The sequence below is a fragment of the Sphingomonas alpina genome (assembly GCF_014490665.1).
In the GTDB taxonomy this organism is placed as follows: Bacteria; Pseudomonadota; Alphaproteobacteria; order Sphingomonadales; family Sphingomonadaceae; genus Sphingomonas; species Sphingomonas alpina.
Map to the genome: position 1 here is coordinate 2,036,865 of NZ_CP061038.1, position 17,249 is coordinate 2,054,113.

General features: G+C 62.7%; 16 protein-coding genes. 9 read left to right on the forward strand and 7 right to left on the reverse strand.

The features are described 5' to 3' along the window. Positions 1–38 precede the first annotated feature (38 nt). Both H3Z74_RS09335 and smpB read right to left on the reverse strand, forming a co-directional pair. Positions 39–560 (reverse strand): DUF2062 domain-containing protein, encoded by a 522-nt coding sequence (locus tag H3Z74_RS09335; protein WP_187764248.1) that lies wholly within the window; start codon positions 558–560, stop codon positions 39–41. A 43-nt stretch (positions 561–603) separates the two neighbouring features. Continuing rightward, positions 604–1,086: an SsrA-binding protein SmpB gene (gene smpB, locus H3Z74_RS09340; protein ID WP_187763601.1), complete on the reverse strand. Its 483-nt coding sequence runs from the start codon at positions 1,084–1,086 to the stop codon at positions 604–606. Positions 1,087–1,223: 137 nt separating this feature from the next. Here smpB and H3Z74_RS09345 point away from each other — a divergent pair, with 137 nt between their 5' ends. Then, positions 1,224–1,451 carry a hypothetical protein gene (locus tag H3Z74_RS09345; protein WP_187763602.1) on the forward strand — a complete coding sequence of 76 codons (228 nt, stop codon included), beginning with the start codon at positions 1,224–1,226 and terminating at the stop codon, positions 1,449–1,451. A 129-nt stretch (positions 1,452–1,580) separates the two neighbouring features. Here the strand turns inward: H3Z74_RS09345 and dapA are convergent, their stop codons facing one another. Further along, positions 1,581–2,462, reverse strand: coding sequence for a 4-hydroxy-tetrahydrodipicolinate synthase (gene dapA / locus H3Z74_RS09350; RefSeq protein WP_187763603.1), 882 nt, complete (start codon positions 2,460–2,462; stop codon positions 1,581–1,583). Positions 2,463–2,549: 87 nt separating this feature from the next. Between dapA and H3Z74_RS09355 the strand changes: the two genes are divergently transcribed. The 6 genes from H3Z74_RS09355 to H3Z74_RS09380 all read left to right on the forward strand — a co-directional run bounded on the left by H3Z74_RS09355 (position 2,550) and on the right by H3Z74_RS09380 (position 8,356). Then, positions 2,550–4,541, forward strand: a complete 1,992-nt coding sequence (locus tag H3Z74_RS09355; protein WP_187763604.1) for a lytic transglycosylase domain-containing protein — start codon at positions 2,550–2,552, stop codon at positions 4,539–4,541. Between the two features lie 5 nt (positions 4,542–4,546). Continuing rightward, the gene (gene greB / locus H3Z74_RS09360; protein WP_187763605.1) at positions 4,547–5,050 is read left to right on the forward strand and encodes a transcription elongation factor GreB; all 504 of its coding nucleotides are present in this window, start codon (positions 4,547–4,549) and stop codon (positions 5,048–5,050) included. A gap of 53 nt (positions 5,051–5,103) precedes the next feature. Next, on the forward strand, positions 5,104–5,484 hold the full coding sequence (locus H3Z74_RS09365; protein WP_187763606.1) for a DoxX family protein: 381 nt from the start codon (positions 5,104–5,106) through the stop codon (positions 5,482–5,484). Between the two features lie 136 nt (positions 5,485–5,620). Next, positions 5,621–5,899 carry an acylphosphatase gene (locus tag H3Z74_RS09370; protein WP_187763607.1) on the forward strand — a complete coding sequence of 93 codons (279 nt, stop codon included), beginning with the start codon at positions 5,621–5,623 and terminating at the stop codon, positions 5,897–5,899. A 50-nt stretch (positions 5,900–5,949) separates the two neighbouring features. Beyond that, positions 5,950–6,678 (forward strand): NYN domain-containing protein, encoded by a 729-nt coding sequence (locus tag H3Z74_RS09375; RefSeq protein ID WP_187763608.1) that lies wholly within the window; start codon positions 5,950–5,952, stop codon positions 6,676–6,678. Positions 6,679–6,688: 10 nt separating this feature from the next. Then, on the forward strand, positions 6,689–8,356 hold the full coding sequence (locus H3Z74_RS09380) for a M28 family metallopeptidase (RefSeq protein WP_187763609.1): 1,668 nt from the start codon (positions 6,689–6,691) through the stop codon (positions 8,354–8,356). Between the two features lie 45 nt (positions 8,357–8,401). Here H3Z74_RS09380 and ettA read toward each other — a convergent pair whose 3' ends face one another. Next, positions 8,402–10,081, reverse strand: coding sequence for an energy-dependent translational throttle protein EttA (gene ettA / locus H3Z74_RS09385; RefSeq protein ID WP_034159569.1), 1,680 nt, complete (start codon positions 10,079–10,081; stop codon positions 8,402–8,404). Positions 10,082–10,307: 226 nt separating this feature from the next. Here ettA and H3Z74_RS09390 point away from each other — a divergent pair, with 226 nt between their 5' ends. Beyond that, complete coding sequence (locus tag H3Z74_RS09390; RefSeq protein WP_187763610.1) at positions 10,308–11,714, forward strand: M20/M25/M40 family metallo-hydrolase; 1,407 nt, start codon at positions 10,308–10,310, stop codon at positions 11,712–11,714. Positions 11,715–11,726: 12 nt separating this feature from the next. After that, entirely contained in the window at positions 11,727–12,131 is a 405-nt protein-coding gene (locus tag H3Z74_RS24765; RefSeq protein ID WP_315442944.1) for a hypothetical protein, read from the forward strand. Positions 12,132–12,653: 522 nt separating this feature from the next. Here H3Z74_RS24765 and H3Z74_RS09400 read toward each other — a convergent pair. The 3 genes from H3Z74_RS09400 to H3Z74_RS09410 form a co-directional block, all read right to left on the reverse strand. Next, entirely contained in the window at positions 12,654–12,848 is a 195-nt protein-coding gene (locus H3Z74_RS09400) for a hypothetical protein (protein ID WP_187763611.1), read from the reverse strand. 70 nt (positions 12,849–12,918) lie between these two features. Next, a complete protein-coding gene (locus H3Z74_RS09405; protein WP_187763612.1) occupies positions 12,919–14,385 on the reverse strand; it encodes a CehA/McbA family metallohydrolase in 1,467 nt (488 codons plus the stop codon). Positions 14,386–14,387: 2 nt separating this feature from the next. Continuing rightward, positions 14,388–16,889 carry a TonB-dependent receptor gene (locus tag H3Z74_RS09410; RefSeq protein WP_187763613.1) on the reverse strand — a complete coding sequence of 834 codons (2,502 nt, stop codon included), beginning with the start codon at positions 16,887–16,889 and terminating at the stop codon, positions 14,388–14,390. Positions 16,890–17,249: the final 360 nt, after the last annotated feature.

Consider the following 17,249-nt stretch of genomic DNA (forward strand, 5'->3'; position numbering starts at 1 on the left):
GAGGAGGATGCCGTGTTCTAGTCAAACAATACGCTGCGTCAATTTGCAGGTTCCACCAGTTTGGACCGGTGGCGATTGCGCCATTTGCGCGCGATCCACAGGCGCCAGCCCAGTGCGCTGCCGACATACCCGACCACAGCAAAAACGATCGTGATCACGAACAGTCCGACGATCGTCGCCGGCGCGGCTTCGGACATGATCCAGCTCAGCCAGCTCGCATTGGCGGCAACAGTATCGGCGATCGGGCTCCCCGGCACATGCGCATCCAGTCGCAACACCCAGCGTCCGATCCAATAGGCCGCGACCCAAAGCGGTGGCGTGGTGAAGGGGTTGGTGATGAAAGTGGTCAGCGCCGCCGCCGGAATATTGGCGCGGAACGGCAGCGCGAGGACCGCCGACAATGGCACCTGCGCGACGGGCGCGAGGATGCCGGTCACCATGCCGAGCGCAACGCCACGCGGCACTGACCGGCGGGTAAAGCGCCACAGCTCGGGCCGCAGCACGCGGTGCGCGACGGGCTTGAGAAAGCGGTTGCTTTCCATGCTCTCGCGCGTCGGCATGTTGCGGCGGCACCATGCGACGAACTTGGCGAACACCCCCTGCTCAGCCACGATCACGCATCAGTCTTCCCTGCTCGCGCTTCCAGTCGCGCTCCTTGATCGTCTCGCGCTTGTCATGCGCCTTCTTGCCCTTCGCCAATGCCAGTTCCACCTTCGCCTTGCCCGACGAATTGAAATAGATCGACAGCGGCACCAGGGTCATCCCTTCGCGCGCCACCGCCCCGTGCATCTTGTTTATCTCCCGCTCATGAAGGAGCAATTTACGGGGGCGCTTCGGCTCATGGTTGAAACGATTGCCATGGGAAAATTCCGGCACGTTGGAATTGATCAGCCAGACCTGGCCATCATCGACCTCGGCGTAGCTTTCCGCAATCGAGCCCTGGCCGGTACGAAGGCTCTTCACCTCGGTGCCGGTCAGCGCGATGCCCGCCTCGTAGACCGTCTCGATCGAATAATCGAACTTGGCGCGCCGGTTCTCGGCGACGATCTTGGTCTTTTCGAAGGTAGCGGGTTTGGGACGTGCCATGGGAGGTGGGCATGTAGGCGCGAGCGCGGCAGATTGGAAGCGGGTGCGCATCTCCCCTGAGATATCGTCACCATCCGATCGTGCGATGGGGCTGCATTTGACGACAATGAGGTGGCCGGGAGCGCCGATTCAACAATATGGCGGATGATGAAATCGTGGCGGCGGACGGAAAAACCGGTCGGCTCACCGTCCCGCTCTTTCTCATGACTGGAAAAACCATCGGCCTGATCCGCCGATTTGGTCGGCTGGCTGTTCCGATCAATAACAGCCAGCGTGCTGGCTGTTATTCGCTGTTCGGTTGGCTGTTATGCTGGCTGTTCCATGGCTGTTATTCGATAACAGCCAGGTCGGACATAAACATCTGAAATACATAAGTAATTTTGGCCGAAAAATCCAACTTAACAGCCAGCAAAATTCATTCCCGGAAATAACAGCCAGGATCGATTAGAAAATCGCACCAGCGATTGAACGTGAAACGGCTTATTGCGCCGATATCAACGAATTCCCGCCTGCTTCAGCGCCGCATCCACGGCATGCTGACTGGCCTCACCCGGCCAGGTCATCGGCAGGCGCAGACCGGTCGGCCATTCCGGCTTCACCTGGCCCAGGGCATATTTCACCGGCCCCGGAGAGGCGTCGGTGAACAATGCCGTATGCAGCGGAAAGAGCTTGTCCTGATGCGCCAGCGCCTTGGCATAATCGCCTGCAGCGCAAGCCGCCTGAAACTCCGCGCACAGCCTTGGCGCGATATTGGCAGTGACTGAAATGCATCCCACGCCACCGCTGGCGTTGAACGCCAGCGCCATATCGTCATTGCCGGATAGCTGGCAGAAGGCCTCACCGCATATGTCACGCTGAGCCGAGGCGCGCTGAATGATACCGGTCGCGTCCTTCAGTCCAACCACGCTCGGGAAAGCCTTCGCGATCCGGCCGATCGTTTCGACATGGATATCGGTGACGGTGCGGGCGGGAACATTGTACAGGACGATCGGCAAATCGCACGAATTGGCGACCGCTTCGAAATGGCGGAAGATACCCTCCTGATTGGGACGGTTGTAATAAGGCGGGACCATCAGTGCCGCATCGGCGCCCGCGTCTTTCGCGGCCCGGATATTCTGGATCGCCACGCGCGTGTCGTTGGATCCCGCACCGGCGATGACCGGGACCCTGCCCTTCGCCTGATCGACACAGACGCGCACGACGTGGAAATGCTCCTCCGCGCTCAGCGTCGCCGCTTCACCGGTCGTGCCACATGGCACCAGACCGGCAGAGCCCTCCGCGATCTGCCACTCGACGAAATCGCGATAGGCATTTTCCGCAAAGGAGCCGTCCGCCTCGAACAGCGTGACGAGCGCCGGGATCGATCCCGAAAACATGGTTGATTTGCTCCCGCGGGGCGACGAATCCCCACTTTTTCGTGATTTGTGGGGGACAAATAGGGACCGATCGCCTATTCTGTCCATATGATAGCATCGGTCTTCAAATCGGCAGTGTTCTTTGCCGGCGTATCCGGACTTGCCGTCGCGTCAGGCGTACCGCAGGAACAGCTCGGCTGGGGCCGTGCGCAGCAATTGCTCCAGGGGCAGACTCCCCAAAGCAGCGCAATGGCCGCGGCGATCAGCGAATGGAATTCGCTGCGTCAATCGAGTAGTTATCCGTTCGACAGCTATGCCCGTTTCCTGATCGCGCACCCCGGCTGGCCCGGAGAGAATGCGCTCCGCCGTACCGCTGAACGGTCGATGGAAACCGGCAATTGGTCGCCAGCAACTGCCGTTGCGTTTTTCCGCCGCCACCCGCCGCTGACCGGGACGGGCAAGACACGGTTTGCTGAAGCGCTAGCGCTGACCGGAGCTCGGGACGAAGCGCAATTCGCGGCACGCAAAGCCTGGGTGTCGGGACCGCTTTCGGTAACCGACGAGGCGAAGCTGATCTCGGGCTTCGCGGGAGCGCTCCGTCCGGAAGACCATGACGCCCGCATGGACGAGCTGTTGTGGCAGGGCTCGACGCAATCGGCGCAACGCCAGATGGCATTGGTCAGCCCGGGCAGGCGCGCCCTGTTCGAGGCACGTCTCGCCTTCCGCACCAACGCCGCCAATGCCTCAGATCTTTCCGCTGCGACGCAGGCAGCCGGCGCCAACGACCCCGGCTATATCGCCGACCGCGCGACATGGTTGCGCAACAACAATGCCGGACCGAGCGCGCGGTCCTGGCTGGCGCGTCCCCGTTCGCTGACCAACCGGCCCGGCGATGTCGAGAAGTGGTTCGAGGTGCTGCTCACCAATGCACGCGGCGCCGCCAACGACAGCCAGTATCAGACGGCCTATGACATCGCGAGCAAGGTCGATGACGCCTATCCCGCGGGTACAGATATCAGCCGGACGCCACTTGGCGAGCGCGACGATTACACCAGCCTGGTATGGCTGGCGGGGCAGACCGCTCTCAAGAAACTCTACAAGCCTGCCGATGCGGTCGGCATGTACGAACGCTATGCTCAGGGATCACTGACGCCACAGTCGCAGTCCAAGGGCTATTATTGGGCGGGCCGTGCGGCCGAGGCGGCCGGACGCACGACCGAGGCAAATGCGTTCTTCACGCGAGCCGCCGGCTATCGTGACCTGTTCTATGGTCAGTTGGCCATCGAACGCCTCGGCCAGCCGATGACGCCGCCGGCCAATACCGCGCCGCGTCAGGTCACCGATGCGGTAAGCAACGCTTTCTATGCACGCGAAACGGTGCGTGCCGCGCAGTATCTCGGCACGGTCGGGCGCTGGGAGGATCAGACCGCGTTCGTGCGCCAGATTGCGATCGACGCAAAGACGGATAGCGATCACATCCTGGCGACCGAATTGTCGCGTACGCTCGGCCGGCCCGACCTCGGCGTGATGGTGGGCCGCAGTGCGCTGCAGAACGGCTTCACCGACTATACTTCAGTGGCCTTCCCCAATGTACGCGTGCCGGAAACTCAGGCGAGCAACTGGACGATGATCCATGCCATCGCCCGCCAGGAAAGCCAGTTCGACCGCGCCGCGATCAGCCATGCCGGCGCGCGCGGGCTGATGCAGTTGATGCCCGGCACCGCACGCGAAACCGCCGGCAAGATGGGCCTGTCCTATGATGCTGGCGCACTGACCACCGATACCGATTACAATATCCAGCTCGGATCGACCTATTTCCAGCGCATCTACAATAATTATGGCAGCTACCCGCTGGCCGTCGCAGCATATAACGCCGGGCCGGGCAACGTGAACAAATGGCTCCGCGCCAATGGCGACCCTCGCACCGGTACGGTCGACATGATCGACTGGATCGAGGCGATTCCGATCCAGGAAACCCGCAATTACGTACAGCGCGTGCTGGAGAATGCGGTCGTCTACGATCTGATGAACCCCGCACGGTCACGCTCCTCCGGCGCCAACCGGATCAGCTGGTATCTGGGCAAGCAGCGACCGGGCTGAAGCCCATGGATCAGCCTAATTACATCACGCCCGCCGGCTATGCCGCGCTCAGCGCCGAATATCGCCAGCTGCTCGGTGAGGAACGGCCCAAGCTGGTCGATGTTATTTCCTGGGCAGCCGGCAACGGCGACCGGTCGGAAAATGGCGACTATATCTATGGCCGCAAAAGGCTGCGCGAGATCGACCGGCGGCTCGCCTGGCTGGCCCGGCGCATGAAGGCGGCCAAGGTGATCGACCCGGCGGCGCAACCGGATCGCCACCGGGTCTTTTTCGGCGCGACCGTCACCATTGCCGATGAAGACGATGCCGAACGCGTCCTGACCATCGTCGGCGATGACGAAACCGAAACCGGATCAGGCCGGATCGGCTGGGGCGCGCCGCTCGCCCGTGCGCTGCGCGGTGCCGCGGTCGGCGATGTCCGCCGTGTGATCCTGCCCGGCGGCGAGAAGGAATATGAAGTCATTGCGATCGCCTATCCGGCAACCGAGCGTTTCGCCTCGACTGATTGACCCACCGACATGTGCGTGAAACGATGCGGTATCGAAACAAGAGGATATCCGTCATGCCGATACCAGCCAACTGGTCACCCAAACTACTCGCTTTGCTCCGCATCGTTGCCGGCGTCACATTCCTGCATCACGGCGTCTCGAAATTCTTCAACATCCCGCCCTTCCCCATGCCGCTCAATCCGTTGCTGTACGCCGCGGGCACCCTGGAGCTGGTTGGCGGCGCGCTGATCATCATCGGTCTGTTCACCCGACCGGTCGCGTTCATCCTGTCGGGTATGATGGCGGTGGCATATTTCATGGCTCACGCACCCAAGAGCCTATATCCATCGGTCAATGGCGGCGAAGCGGCAATCCTGTACTGCTTCATCTTCCTCTACCTTGCAGCTGCAGGCGCCGGCGCCTGGAGTGCCGACGCAGCCCGCAATCGCGCCTGACGGCTCGCAGCACGACCAAGGCTGCCGGGAATACGACGGATTCCCGGCAGCTTGCGTCGCAACATGGGGATGCTGTGCTAGGCCTGCCATGACGGCGCTCTTACCGGGTGTTCGTTGGGTAAATGGGTGGGGTGGAATGGCGTCGACGCAACGTGTCTTTATCAGCGGCAAGGTTCAGCATATCGGTTTTCGCGACTGGATCGTGCGTCGGGCGCACGACAGCGGCGTAACCGGCTGGGTTCGCAACCTGCGGGACGGCCGGGTCGAGATGCTGGTGATCGGCGACGGAGATGCGGTAACGGCCTTTCTCGACGCATGCCGGCAGGGTCCGGAGCTTGCCCGGATCGACAGCCTCGAAGCGCGCCCCGACACGGAACGCGCGCCCAAGGGATTCACCAAGCGATTTACCGCCTGAAGCGATAAACGCGGGGTGACGCCATCGTTTACCCGGTGCAGAATGGCGTAATGACCGATACCCTTCCCACCGGCAATGTCGCGCTGCTGATCGATGCAGACAATGCTTCACCCGTCGCGATTGACCCCGTGCTGACCGCGCTTGCCGATCTCGGCACCGTCAATGTCCGCCGCATCTATGGCAATTGGAACAAGCCGGCCTTGAAGGGTTGGGAAGCGGTCGCACTGCGGTACGCGCTCGAGCCGCAGCAACAGTTCGACCTGACCAAGGGCAAGAACGCGACCGACATGAAGATGACGATCGACGCGATGGACCTGCTCGCCAGCGGCCGCGTGACCGGTTTCGGCATCATGTCGTCGGACAGCGATTTCATGCCGCTGGTGACACGTATCCGTCAGGATGGGCTGAAGGTCTATGGTTTTGGGCGATCCACCACGCCGGAGGGCTTTCGAGCGGCCTGCAATCGTTTCATCGACGTCGCTGAACTGGTCGCACGAAAGGAGCCCGCACCTCCCATCCCCGCGTCGACGACTCCAGGCAAAGTGCGGGAGGGGATCGAGTCCGAGGTGGTGAGCATGTTGATCGACGCCTATAACGCCTCGAAACGCGATGCTGGCGGTTTCGCCTCGCTGAGCGAAGTCGGCCTGCGCGCCAGCAATCGGTCGAGTTTCGATGTCCGCAATTATGGCTATGGCCGGCTGTCGGACATGTTCGAGGCCGTCCCTGGCTTCATCGTCGATCGCCGCGATGGCGGGGCATTCGTCAAACTGAAAAAATAAGGAGGTCGCCATGCGCGGACTGATCATCGCTACCGGAGCCCTTTTGCTGGCGCCGCCGGCACTGGCGCGGGATGCCGCGCCGCCACGCGCAACCGTCGATCCGGCGCGCCTGTCGGACGTCGTGAAGACGCTGGCGTCGGATGAGTATGAGGGACGTGCCCCGGGGACGGCCGGTGAACGCAAGACGATCGATTTCCTGATTGCGCGCTTCAAGGCGATGGGACTTGAGCCCGGCGGCGACAAGGGCAGCTGGACCCAAGCGGTGCCGCTGATCCACACCCGGATCGGCTCAGGGGGATCGGTCTCGCTGACAGTCGCCAATGGCCAGCCCATCGGGCTCGCTCAATCGACTCAGGTCAACCTGACCACCGTGCGCGATACGCCGCGGATCGACATCGCTGCGGCTCCACTGGTGTTCGTCGGCTATGGTGTCAGCGCGCCCGAAGCAGGTTGGGACGACTTCAAGGGCATCGACCTGAAGGGCAAGGTCGCCGTCTTTCTGGTCAATGATCCCGATTTTGAAGCCGTGGCTGGAGAGGATTCCGCGGGCAGGTTCGGCGGGCGCCGCATGACCTATTATGGGCGCTGGACCTATAAGTTCGAGGAAGCCGCACGGCGCGGGGCGATCGCCGCGCTGATCGTGCATGACACCGCCGGGGCCGGCTATGGCTGGAGTACGGTGGCGGCGTCGAACGGCGAGAATTTCGACATTGTGCGCGCAGCCGACGATCCGCGTATCCCGCTGCAGGGATGGATCGAGCACGATACCGCAACTCGCATTTTCACTGCCGCCGGGCTCGATCTTGCCGCACTGCGGGTCCAGGCACGCTCGGCCGCGTTCCGGCCAGTGGAGCTCAAGGGCCTGCGCTTCAACGCCGCGCTGCCGGTCAATGTCGAGCGGATCGAAAGCGCCAACGTCCTGGCCACCCTGCCAGGTCGGACACGCCCGGAGGAAAGTATCATGTTCGCCGCGCACTGGGACGCCTATGGCGCTGGCCCGGCCGATGCACAGGGTAAGACGATCCGCCCCGGCGCCAACGATGATGGGCTCGGTGTCGCCGGCGTGCTCGAACTGGCGCGCGTACTCAAGGCAGCGCCGCGCGCCGACCGGACCATGGTCTTCGCATTGTGGACTGGGGAAGAGCGCGGCCTGCTCGGGTCCGAATATTACGCCACCCATCCGCTTCGCCCGCTCGGCAAGACGGTTGCGAACCTGACCCTGGACATTCTGCAAACCGCAGGCCCGGCGAGCGACGTGATACTGGTTGGCGCAGGCAATTCCTCGCTCGACGCGGACCTGACGGCGGCGGCGAAAGCGCAGGATCGCGTGATCACGCCGGAGACGTTTTCCGAGCGCGGCCTGTTCTATCGCGCCGATCATTTCTCCGTCGTCCGCCGGGGCGTGCCTTCGTTACTGCTGATGGCGCTGGGCGGCGCATCGGACCTGAAAGCCGGTGGGCGTGCCGCCGGCCAGAAATGGCTCGATGAATATATGACCTGCTACCACAAGACCTGTGATGCCTGGTCCGCCGGCTGGGACCTGCGCGGCGCGGCGGCGGATGTGGCACTGTTCCAGACCATCGGCGGATCGCTCGCCAATTCGCGCAGCTGGCCGGCGTGGAGCAAGGGCTCCGAATTCGAAGCGATCCGGGCGAAAACCTCAGCCGAACGCCCTTAAGTCATTGCCCCGACCGATTGAGCATCGGTCGGGGATACCGCGTGATCAGCGTGTAAGCTTCTTGTAGGCGAGGCGCGTCGGGCGGTCCGCCGCATCACCCAGGCGACGGCGCTTGTCTTCCTCATAGCTCTCGAAATTACCTTCGAACCATTCGACATGGCTGTCGCCCTCGAACGCGAGGATGTGCGTGGCGAGGCGATCGAGGAAGAAGCGGTCATGGCTGATGACCACGGCACAGCCGGCGAAGCTTTCCAGCGCCTCTTCGAGCGCACGCAGTGTTTCGACGTCGAGATCGTTGGTCGGTTCGTCGAGCAGCAGGACGTTGCCGCCCTCCTTCAGCATCTTCGCGAGATGGACGCGGTTGCGCTCACCGCCTGACAGCTGGCCGACCTTCTTCTGCTGGTCCTGGCCCTTGAAGTTGAACGCGCCAACATAAGCGCGCGTCCCGATTTCCTGCTTGCCGAAGCGGAACACGTCGGAACCGCCGGACACTTCCTCCCAGACGGTCTTCGTCGGTGTCAGGTCATCGCGGCTTTGATCGACATAGCCAAGCTTGACGGTCTGGCCGACCTCGATCTCGCCGCCATCGGGCTGCTCCTGGCCCGTGATCAGCTTGAACAAGGTCGACTTGCCCGCGCCGTTCGGGCCGATCACGCCGACGATGCCGCCCGGCGGCAGGTTGAAGTCGAGATTCTCGAACAGCAATTTGTCGCCATAAGCCTTGGTCAAGCCCTTCGCCTCGATCACCCGGCCACCAAGGCGTTCGGGCATCTGGATCAGGATCGCGGCCTTGCCGACGGTGCGATTCTCCTGCGCAGCGACCAGTTCGTCGAACGCGCGGATACGTGCCTTGGACTTGGTCTGGCGCGCTTTGGGGGTCTGGCGGATCCAGGCGAGCTCGTCCTGGATCGCCTTCTGCTTGCCTTGCTCCTCGCGCTCTTCCTGTTCGAGCCGCTTGGCCTTCTTTTCGAGATAGCCGGAATAGTTGGATTCGTAGGTGTAATAGCGCCCACGATCGAGCTCGAGCACCCAATTCACGACATTGTCGAGGAAATAGCGGTCATGGGTCACGAGAATGACGTTGCCGGTATATTCCTTGAGGAAATTCTCCAGCCAGCCAACGCTTTCGGCATCGAGATGGTTGGTCGGTTCGTCGAGCAGCAGGATATCGGGCTTTTCGAGCAGCAGCTTGCACAGCGCAACGCGGCGCTTTTCACCGCCCGAAAGGTTGGTGACCGGCGAATCGCTCGGCGGGCAGCGCAATGCTTCCATCGCCTGTTCGAGCTGGCTGTCGAGCGCCCAGCCATCGACCGCGTCGATCTTTTCCTGCAACTCGCCCATTTCGTTCATCAGCGCATCGAAATCGGTCGTGTCGGTCGGATCGCCCATCTCCGCAGTGATCGCGTTGAAGCGCTCGACCATCTGCGCGACGGGGCCGGCGCCCATCTTCACATTCTCGATCACGGTCTTGGTCGGGTCGAGCTGCGGCTCCTGCGGGAGATAACCGACCTTGATCCCCTCGGCGGCCCAGGCCTCACCGGTGAAATCGGGGTCGATGCCGCCCATGATCTTCATCAGGGTCGACTTGCCCGACCCGTTCGGCCCGATGATCGCGATCTTCGCGGTCGGCAGGAACTGCAGGTGGATATTGTTGAGCACCGGCTTGGCGGCACCGGGGAAGGTCTTGGTCAGACCCTTCATCACATAGCTATACTGGACGGCCATCGGGGGTCGTGCTCCGCGAGATTGAATGTTCGAAATGGATGTTCGAAAAGGTCGGGGCGCATGTAGTGGGCGTTGGCGCGGTTGGCAAACATCGCCCGCCGCAAATTCCGTGCGCGCGACGCTTGTGGAACCCCTGCCCTTGGCTCTAAGCCGCTCGCCATCACAAAAAAGCCGTTGAGCGACGCTCGCCTTGCGAGCCGACAGGCTCGGGGCAAATGGAGACCCTATGTCGCGCACCACAGCCCTGATCGCGGCGCTTGCCGCCACTGCCCTCACCACCCCGGTCCTGGCCCAGAACCGCCCGACCTCCGCGGCTTCCGCATCGGTCGCCGCCGACGTGGCAAAGCTGCGTGATGCCGCCCTGAAGGACGAGGTGGCATACGATATCATCGAAGGGATCACGACCGAGGTGGGACCGCGCCTTGCCGGCACTGAGGCTGAGGCACGGGCGCGAACCTGGAGCGTCGCGAAGTTGAAGGCGCTCGGGTTCAAGAATGTCCGGATCGAACCCTATCAGATGCCGGTCTGGGTGCGCGGCGAGGAGACTGCCGAAGTGGTTTCCCCCTTCCCGCAAAAGCTGCGCCTCACCGCACTGGGCAATTCCGGCGCCACTCCACCAGAAGGGCTGACGGCGGAGATCGTCTATTTCCCCAGCGTCCAGGATCTCCAGGCCGCGCCGGAAGGCAGCTTGAAGGGCAAGATCGCCTTCGTCTCGAACGCGATGGTCGCGACTCAGGACGGGTCTTCCTATGGCACCTTCGGTCTTGCGCGCTTTGCCGGGCCGAACATCGCCGCGACCAAGGGCGCGGCGGCGATCGTCATTCGCTCGATCGGCTCCGACCATGGCCGCGGCCCGCACGCCGGCCTCACCAATTTCGCCGCCGGCGTAACGCCGATTCCCTCGGCCGCACTATCGACCGCGGATGCCGACAATCTTTCGCGCATGGTTGCGCGCGGCAAGCCGATCACACTCAAACTGGTGCTAACGCCACGCCAGATCGGCACGCAGGAATCGGGCAATGTCGTCGCCGAAGTGCCGGGTTCCGACCCGGCGGCCGGCGTGGTGCTGATCGGGGGCCATCTCGACAGCTGGGATCTGGGCACCGGCGCGATCGATGACGGTGCAGGAATTGCGATTACCGCGGCCGCCGCGAAATATTTCCTCACCGGTCCCAAGCCGCGCCGGACGATTCGCGTGGTCTGGTTCGGATCGGAAGAAGTCGGCGGCTTTGGCGGGCGCGCTTATGCCGAGGCGCATGGCAAGGAACGCCATGCCGCCGCTGCGGAATCGGATTTCGGTGCCGATCGTGTCTGGCGAGTCGAAACCAATCTGCCGGACAGCGCGAAGGCGGCCGGCGATCGCCTCGCGGCGGCGCTGGCACCGCTTGGCATTGTGCGCGGCAAGGAACTTGCGGGTGACGGAGCCGATGTGGGACCGATGATGAAGGCTGGCGTCGCCGCAATCGACCTGAATCAGTCGGGGCAGCGCTATTTCGATTATCACCACACGCCCGAGGATACGCTGGATCGGATCGACCCCGCACAGCTCAGCCAGAATGTGGCAGCCTGGACCACGATGCTCGCCGTGATCGCCAACGCACCTGAGGAAATTGGGGCGGTAACCCCGAAATAAGCGACGAACCGAGTGAGCAGAACCTTGCGGCAAGCTGAATTAAGGCAGGATCGTGATCAAATTGCGATTGACGGTGCGATATTCGCCGCTATTTGCTCAAGCTTCGTGACAGCATTCGGGCTGGCCGCGAATATTGCTATGCTTGGGAGCAACCGCATGAAGAAAATCGCCTTTGTTCTCGCCGCCGCCGGCCTGATGTCCGTGGCTGCTTGCACCAAGACCCCGGAAGCCGCAGCCGTTGAAAACAACGCTGAGATGGTTGCCGACAACCTCGAAATGGGCGCCGACAACCTCGAAGCAGCAGCTTCGAACACTGCCGACGCGATCACCGAGAATGCCGGCAACGTTGCTGACAACCTGAACGCAGCTGCCGACAATGTTCGCGAAGCCGCGGACGCCAAGGTCGACAACATGTAATCAGCTCGGTCGGGCTTCGGCCCGATCGGTTTGAGCAGACAGGGCGTCCCTTCGGGGGCGCCTTTTTGTTGCGCCAGGCAAAGCGGCAGGAGGCAATGCGATAGCGACGCCACGATGTTTCCGATCCAAGTTGATCGACCAGCGCCGTCAGCTTCCCGCCCCTGTTATCCCCTGTTTTCGGGATTGTATTTTCTCGCCCCTGTTATGTTGGATCCGGCCGCCGGATTAAGCGTCTGTTTTCAGCTACATCGCTGGCTTCGCCCCTGTTATGAAAACAGGGGCGTAACAGGGGCTATAACAGGGGCCACTTCGGTCGAAACAGGGGCGAGGATCACCCGGTGCTTCGCGGCCATGTGAAAGAGCAGGACGAGCGCGCCGGGCTGGCGTCTCGTCCGACCGTCACAGTGCCGCATCCCACAGCTTCATTGAATCGCTGTTAACGGGTTCAGCTCGGCTCGAAAGGCTTCAGGTGCATGCGCCGAAGCGCGATCGACGGGTGGCGCTCACGCGCGCTGATCGCCGCTATCCCTCGATATAATCCAGATAGCTGACGACATCGTTGCTGGTTTGCAGGAACAGCTCGTCCTGCACATCCCCGGGCTGCGCTGCGGCAAGCGTCAAGGCTTCAGCCAGTGTTCCGTACAGCAGGGTTGCCGCGACACCGTCGTCACCCAAATGATAAAGCCTGACTGCGACATCGTCGGAAATGGTGCGCATGATAGGTCTCGCCTGGCGGTTACCGGACGGCCAAGACAATATTCACGATCGCGGCGCAATCACCATCGCATCAGGCGCATCGGATATAGATCGGATTTCCGATCAGCTTGGGATGGCCGCCCGCCAGCACGGTCGCGCTGATCCAGCCACAGGCCATAGCCCGATCCAGCGCGAACGAGCTCCATTGATCGGCCATGGTCACCGGCGCCCGTAACGCCCCCAAGGGGCTCCCGTTGGCGATCACCTGGATGTTGCCCCCGGACATGCCGACGACATGCACTTTGAGCTCGAGCGATCCGCTCAGCGGCAAGGTCTGGCCCATCGCGGCACTGGCAGTGCCGGAGACGGCCTGCAACTCCAGGAGGCGGTCGCGGCTGCCGTCGACGTCGATGAACACGTTCCCGCCGCGAATGCCGTCGATAATCGCGGACGTAGACAGCGACTCGGCATGGACGACCGTGGTCGGTCGACCGATCGGCGCCTTGCCGGGGGACATATCGGGATCGTGATTGTCGCTCCCGCCAATACCGGTCAGGCGGTGCCCTTCGTTGAGCCGCGCGTACCAGAAGCCGATCCCCGCCAAAGGGCCCTCCGCCATGGTGCCGTTGACCGCTTCGATCGCAGTGATCCCTGCATAGTCGGTCGCCGGCCAGGTCCAGCCGCACCCCATGCACAGCTCCCCCGACGGCAGCGCGGGGTGGTTGATCGACATGATGGCGCCCGCCTCGGCCACCTTGCGCTCGAGCGCCGCGACGGTCGGCACCTGCTTACCGCCGACCCGGAAGTCGACGACATGCGACGGTGCGAAGATATTGGCGTGGCCGCCAAAAGTGGTGACTTCTACGCCCGGGATCAGCAGCAGCCGGTCGAACCAGGGCTGGAGTTCGCGCAAAGCTCCGAAATGGGCGACCGTATTGTGATCGGTGACGGCGACGAAATCGAGCCCTGCCCGCGCCGCTGCCTCGACGGTGCGGAACAAGGGACAGGGTACGCGCTTGCCGGACTGGCTGAGACAGCTTCCATCGCTATTGGCGTCGTGCATGTGCAGGTCGCCGCGATACCAGCCGGGCGCATCGTTCAGCGGCGGACCGGCAATCGCGGCAGTCGCCTTGCGCTTCTTGCCGCGGTCGAAAAAGACGCTGACGGTATAGGTACTGCGGCTTCCCGCCCGGGCATTGGGCACGCCCAGAACGACTCGCCAGCGGCCAGCGGGAATCGCGCCGGCGAGATAACCGGGCGACGCATCACTCGGGCTGATCGTGAAGCGGTCGCGGGTTCCCCCGCTCCAACCACGGAAGGCCATGGGGTCCCGCACCCCCATATCGATGACCGTCTTGTTCGCCTTGTCATAGGACAGGATCACGGTGATCCGCTCGACGCCCGCCGGCACATCGAACGGCACGTCCCGGTAATGCTGGTGATCGGCCCTCGTCACCACCCCCATGACCTGAAAATCGGCCGGCACCGCCAACTCGGCCGCCGCCGGAGAAGCGACGGCCAGGAGGAACAAGAGAAGGATCAGGGTGCGAACACGCATCATCAGAATTTGAAATCCACCGCGAACCGGACGTTGCGACCGACGATCGGCCGCCCGATGAACAGTTGATCGTTCGCCTGACCGCTGGTGAGCTCGCCGGCACGAGGATTGCCCTCGGTCAGGCCGAGCTTGTTGGTCAGATTGTCGCCATAGGCCCAAAGCGTGATCTGGTCGGTGAGGCCGAAGCGGACGCTGGCGTTGATCACGGTATAAGCAGGTAACTTCGACGTGTTTGCGGCATCCGCGTAGCGATCCGAATAATGCTCGACATCCATTTGCGCGCGGAAGCGCTTGTCGAACAAATTGACCCCCGGCGTCGCCCGGAGCGCGATTTTCGGGACGCGCAGCAATTGATTACCCGAATAGTCGCGCGGGATCAGCGTCGTGCCGGACAGCTCATTGAAGCGCAGGTTACGGAACGTGGCTTCCTGAACCGTCGCATTGACCGTGAAGTCGAACCAGTCGACCGGCCGGATCGTCCCCTCCAGCTCGACGCCATAAGCGCGCGTGTCGGTATAGACCGTCTGCGAGGTATAGCCGCCGGTGCCACTGTTGAACTGGAAGTTCGAGATCGAGAAGGAATCGAAATCGGTCAGAAAGCCCGTGGCATAGACGCTGAACAACGGGGTCGCGGCCTTCACCCCGGCTTCCCACATGCGAATACCCTGAATGACGGGCACCGCCGTGGCGCTGGTAATGAAGCTGCCCACGCTGGGCAGGCGGAAGGTGGACGTATAGCGGCCGAACACGCCGGCAGAGCCGCTGAACTGCCAATTGGCGCCGATCGTGAATCCGACATGATCGAAGCGTCGATCGAACGGGGTGAAGATGCCGTTCCCGGTCAGCACGCTGTTGTCCGCCAGCGTCGAGGCATCGCCGAGATCGACCGTCTTGCTCCCCTCCTGCGATCCCTTGGTCGTGACACGCTCATAGCGGATGCCTCCGTCGAGCCGGAGTTGCGGCGTCAATTGCCACTCGTCCGACGCATAGACGGCGATCGTATCCGACGAACCCGAACCATTGGCAAATTCCGAGCCATAGCGTGACACGCCGTTTTGCGTCAGCGAACCGACGACCTGGCCGGCGGCATTCACTGCGACGAGATCGAGCAGGCGCGAATTGTCCGACACATCCTGCAGGGCGGTCGCCGAATAGCGGCGGAACGTCTCGTCGATATGCGCGAAATAGACGCCGAACGCGATATCATGCGTCTGGCCGAACAGGTCGAACTTGCGAGTCAGGCGCAGATCGTCGAGAAATTCGCTCTCATCGACCGAAACCGGCCGCGCGCTGTTCTCGAAGATCAGTCCATTGCCGTTCTGGCCCGCAAGATTGAAGGCTTCGCCGGTGTCGGTGTAGCGAAGCAGGGCGCGCGTGGCGCCGGGGTAGGCGTTGAGCAGCGCGGTCTGTTTCGAGCCGACATACGCCGCGCCGGTATTGATCGCGGCCGGGTAGACACCATTGCGCACCGTGCTCGAATCGCGGTAGCGCGCCTTGTTCGACAGCGTCCAGCCGTCGCCGAATTCCCAGTCCGCCATCGCCGAAAACTGATCCAGACGGATGCTGCTGCCATCGGTATTGTCGAACGAGACCGGGCCATTGGCGCTGCGCAGCGTCAGGAACGCACTCGCACGGCTCGCGGTGGTGCCATAATGCGGGTCGAAGCCGGCAATGCCCACGATGTCGCCGTTGCGATCCTTGCTGAGCGGAATGCCGGTGTAGAAGATCGCGTTATCGGCCAACCGCTTGTAGCTGAGGCTGACATGGCCGTTGCCGAAGTCGCGCGACAGGTCGGCGCGGATCTGACCGCCCTTGTTGCCGGTATACCCAGGATCGCGGACACCGCGTTCGTTGCGATAGAAACCGCCAACATCGAATTTCCAGCCCCCGCCGATCGGCCCGCCGATCCAGCCGTCGAAGCGATACAGGTCAGCAGTCGGGCCGTACAAAATCCGCGCATTGCCCGAAAAATTCTCGCCCGGCCGCTTGGTGATGAAGTTGACCACGCCGCCCGGCGCATTGGGTGAAAAGACCGACGACGGACCACCGCGCACGACCTCGATCCGGTCGATCGATTCGTCCATGCGGAATGCCTGATCGGCATTGAGATACCCCAGCGCGGGATCATGCTGCACGGGCAGGCCATCCTCGAGCAGGTTGATCGACCCGAAGCCATCGACCGGGATACCGCGCGCACGGACGTTGCCGCTGCCCTCGCCGCCCGAGGCCTCGACCCAGAAGCCCGGTACCGATTTCAATGTCTCGGTAACGCTGGACGGCGCACGCGACCGAAGCGACTCGCTCGACAAGGTGGTGATTGCATAGCTGGTCTCCAGCTTGGTGCGCTCACCGCTGCCGGCACGCCCTGTCACGATAATGTCCTCATCCGAGTTCCCGGTATCGACCGGCGTCGCTTCGGCGACCGCCTGAGCGAAGGCCGACGTGCCGCACATCATCGACAGGATGGCCATGCCCAGGCCGGCCAGCTTGGCTTTCTTGATCATTCGCGCTTCCCTTTAATCTCTGGCGGATCTGGCGATCCCGCTAGGGTCGGCGCGTTGCGCTTTCGCGATGATCAGGCGACGGAATGATGACGGAAACGAGCACTTAATTTGACAGTCGATGCGGCGGGCGCCTGACGAGGGAGGCGCGACCACACCCATTGGGTGGCGCGTTTTTTTTGTATCGATCCGCCTGAACCGACGGCCCGTACCGGCTTTCGTCACCGATCCGAGCTCTGAAAGAGAGGCTTTCAGGCGATCGACAGCGATTGGGGATTCCGCAGACGGTTAGCGCAGTTTTCGCCGCCCCTGGCTCAAGCGATATGCCATGCGCGGGACTGGGCCATTTTCAGAACGCTCTGA

Bases quoted from the DNA above. Each gene is read 5' to 3' on its own strand.
- H3Z74_RS09345 (WP_187763602.1), top strand. From the start codon at position 1,224: ATGGCGGATGATGAAATCGTGGCGGCGGACGGAAAAACCGGTCGGCTC.
- H3Z74_RS09365 (WP_187763606.1), top strand. From the start codon at position 5,104: ATGCCGATACCAGCCAACTGGTCACCCAAACTACTCGCTTTGCTCCGC.
- H3Z74_RS09335 (WP_187764248.1), bottom strand. From the start codon at position 560: ATGCCGACGCGCGAGAGCATGGAAAGCAACCGCTTTCTCAAGCCCGTC.
- dapA (WP_187763603.1), bottom strand. From the start codon at position 2,462: ATGTTTTCGGGATCGATCCCGGCGCTCGTCACGCTGTTCGAGGCGGAC.
- H3Z74_RS09355 (WP_187763604.1), top strand. From the start codon at position 2,550: ATGATAGCATCGGTCTTCAAATCGGCAGTGTTCTTTGCCGGCGTATCC.
- H3Z74_RS09400 (WP_187763611.1), bottom strand. From the start codon at position 12,848: ATGCGCACCATTTCCGACGATGTCGCAGTCAGGCTTTATCATTTGGGT.
- H3Z74_RS09370 (WP_187763607.1), top strand. From the start codon at position 5,621: ATGGCGTCGACGCAACGTGTCTTTATCAGCGGCAAGGTTCAGCATATC.
- H3Z74_RS09375 (WP_187763608.1), top strand. From the start codon at position 5,950: ATGACCGATACCCTTCCCACCGGCAATGTCGCGCTGCTGATCGATGCA.
- H3Z74_RS09390 (WP_187763610.1), top strand. From the start codon at position 10,308: ATGTCGCGCACCACAGCCCTGATCGCGGCGCTTGCCGCCACTGCCCTC.
- greB (WP_187763605.1), top strand. From the start codon at position 4,547: ATGGATCAGCCTAATTACATCACGCCCGCCGGCTATGCCGCGCTCAGC.
- H3Z74_RS09380 (WP_187763609.1), top strand. From the start codon at position 6,689: ATGCGCGGACTGATCATCGCTACCGGAGCCCTTTTGCTGGCGCCGCCG.
- ettA (WP_034159569.1), bottom strand. From the start codon at position 10,081: ATGGCCGTCCAGTATAGCTATGTGATGAAGGGTCTGACCAAGACCTTC.
- smpB (WP_187763601.1), bottom strand. From the start codon at position 1,086: ATGGCACGTCCCAAACCCGCTACCTTCGAAAAGACCAAGATCGTCGCC.
- H3Z74_RS09405 (WP_187763612.1), bottom strand. From the start codon at position 14,385: ATGCGTGTTCGCACCCTGATCCTTCTCTTGTTCCTCCTGGCCGTCGCT.
- H3Z74_RS09410 (WP_187763613.1), bottom strand. From the start codon at position 16,889: ATGATCAAGAAAGCCAAGCTGGCCGGCCTGGGCATGGCCATCCTGTCG.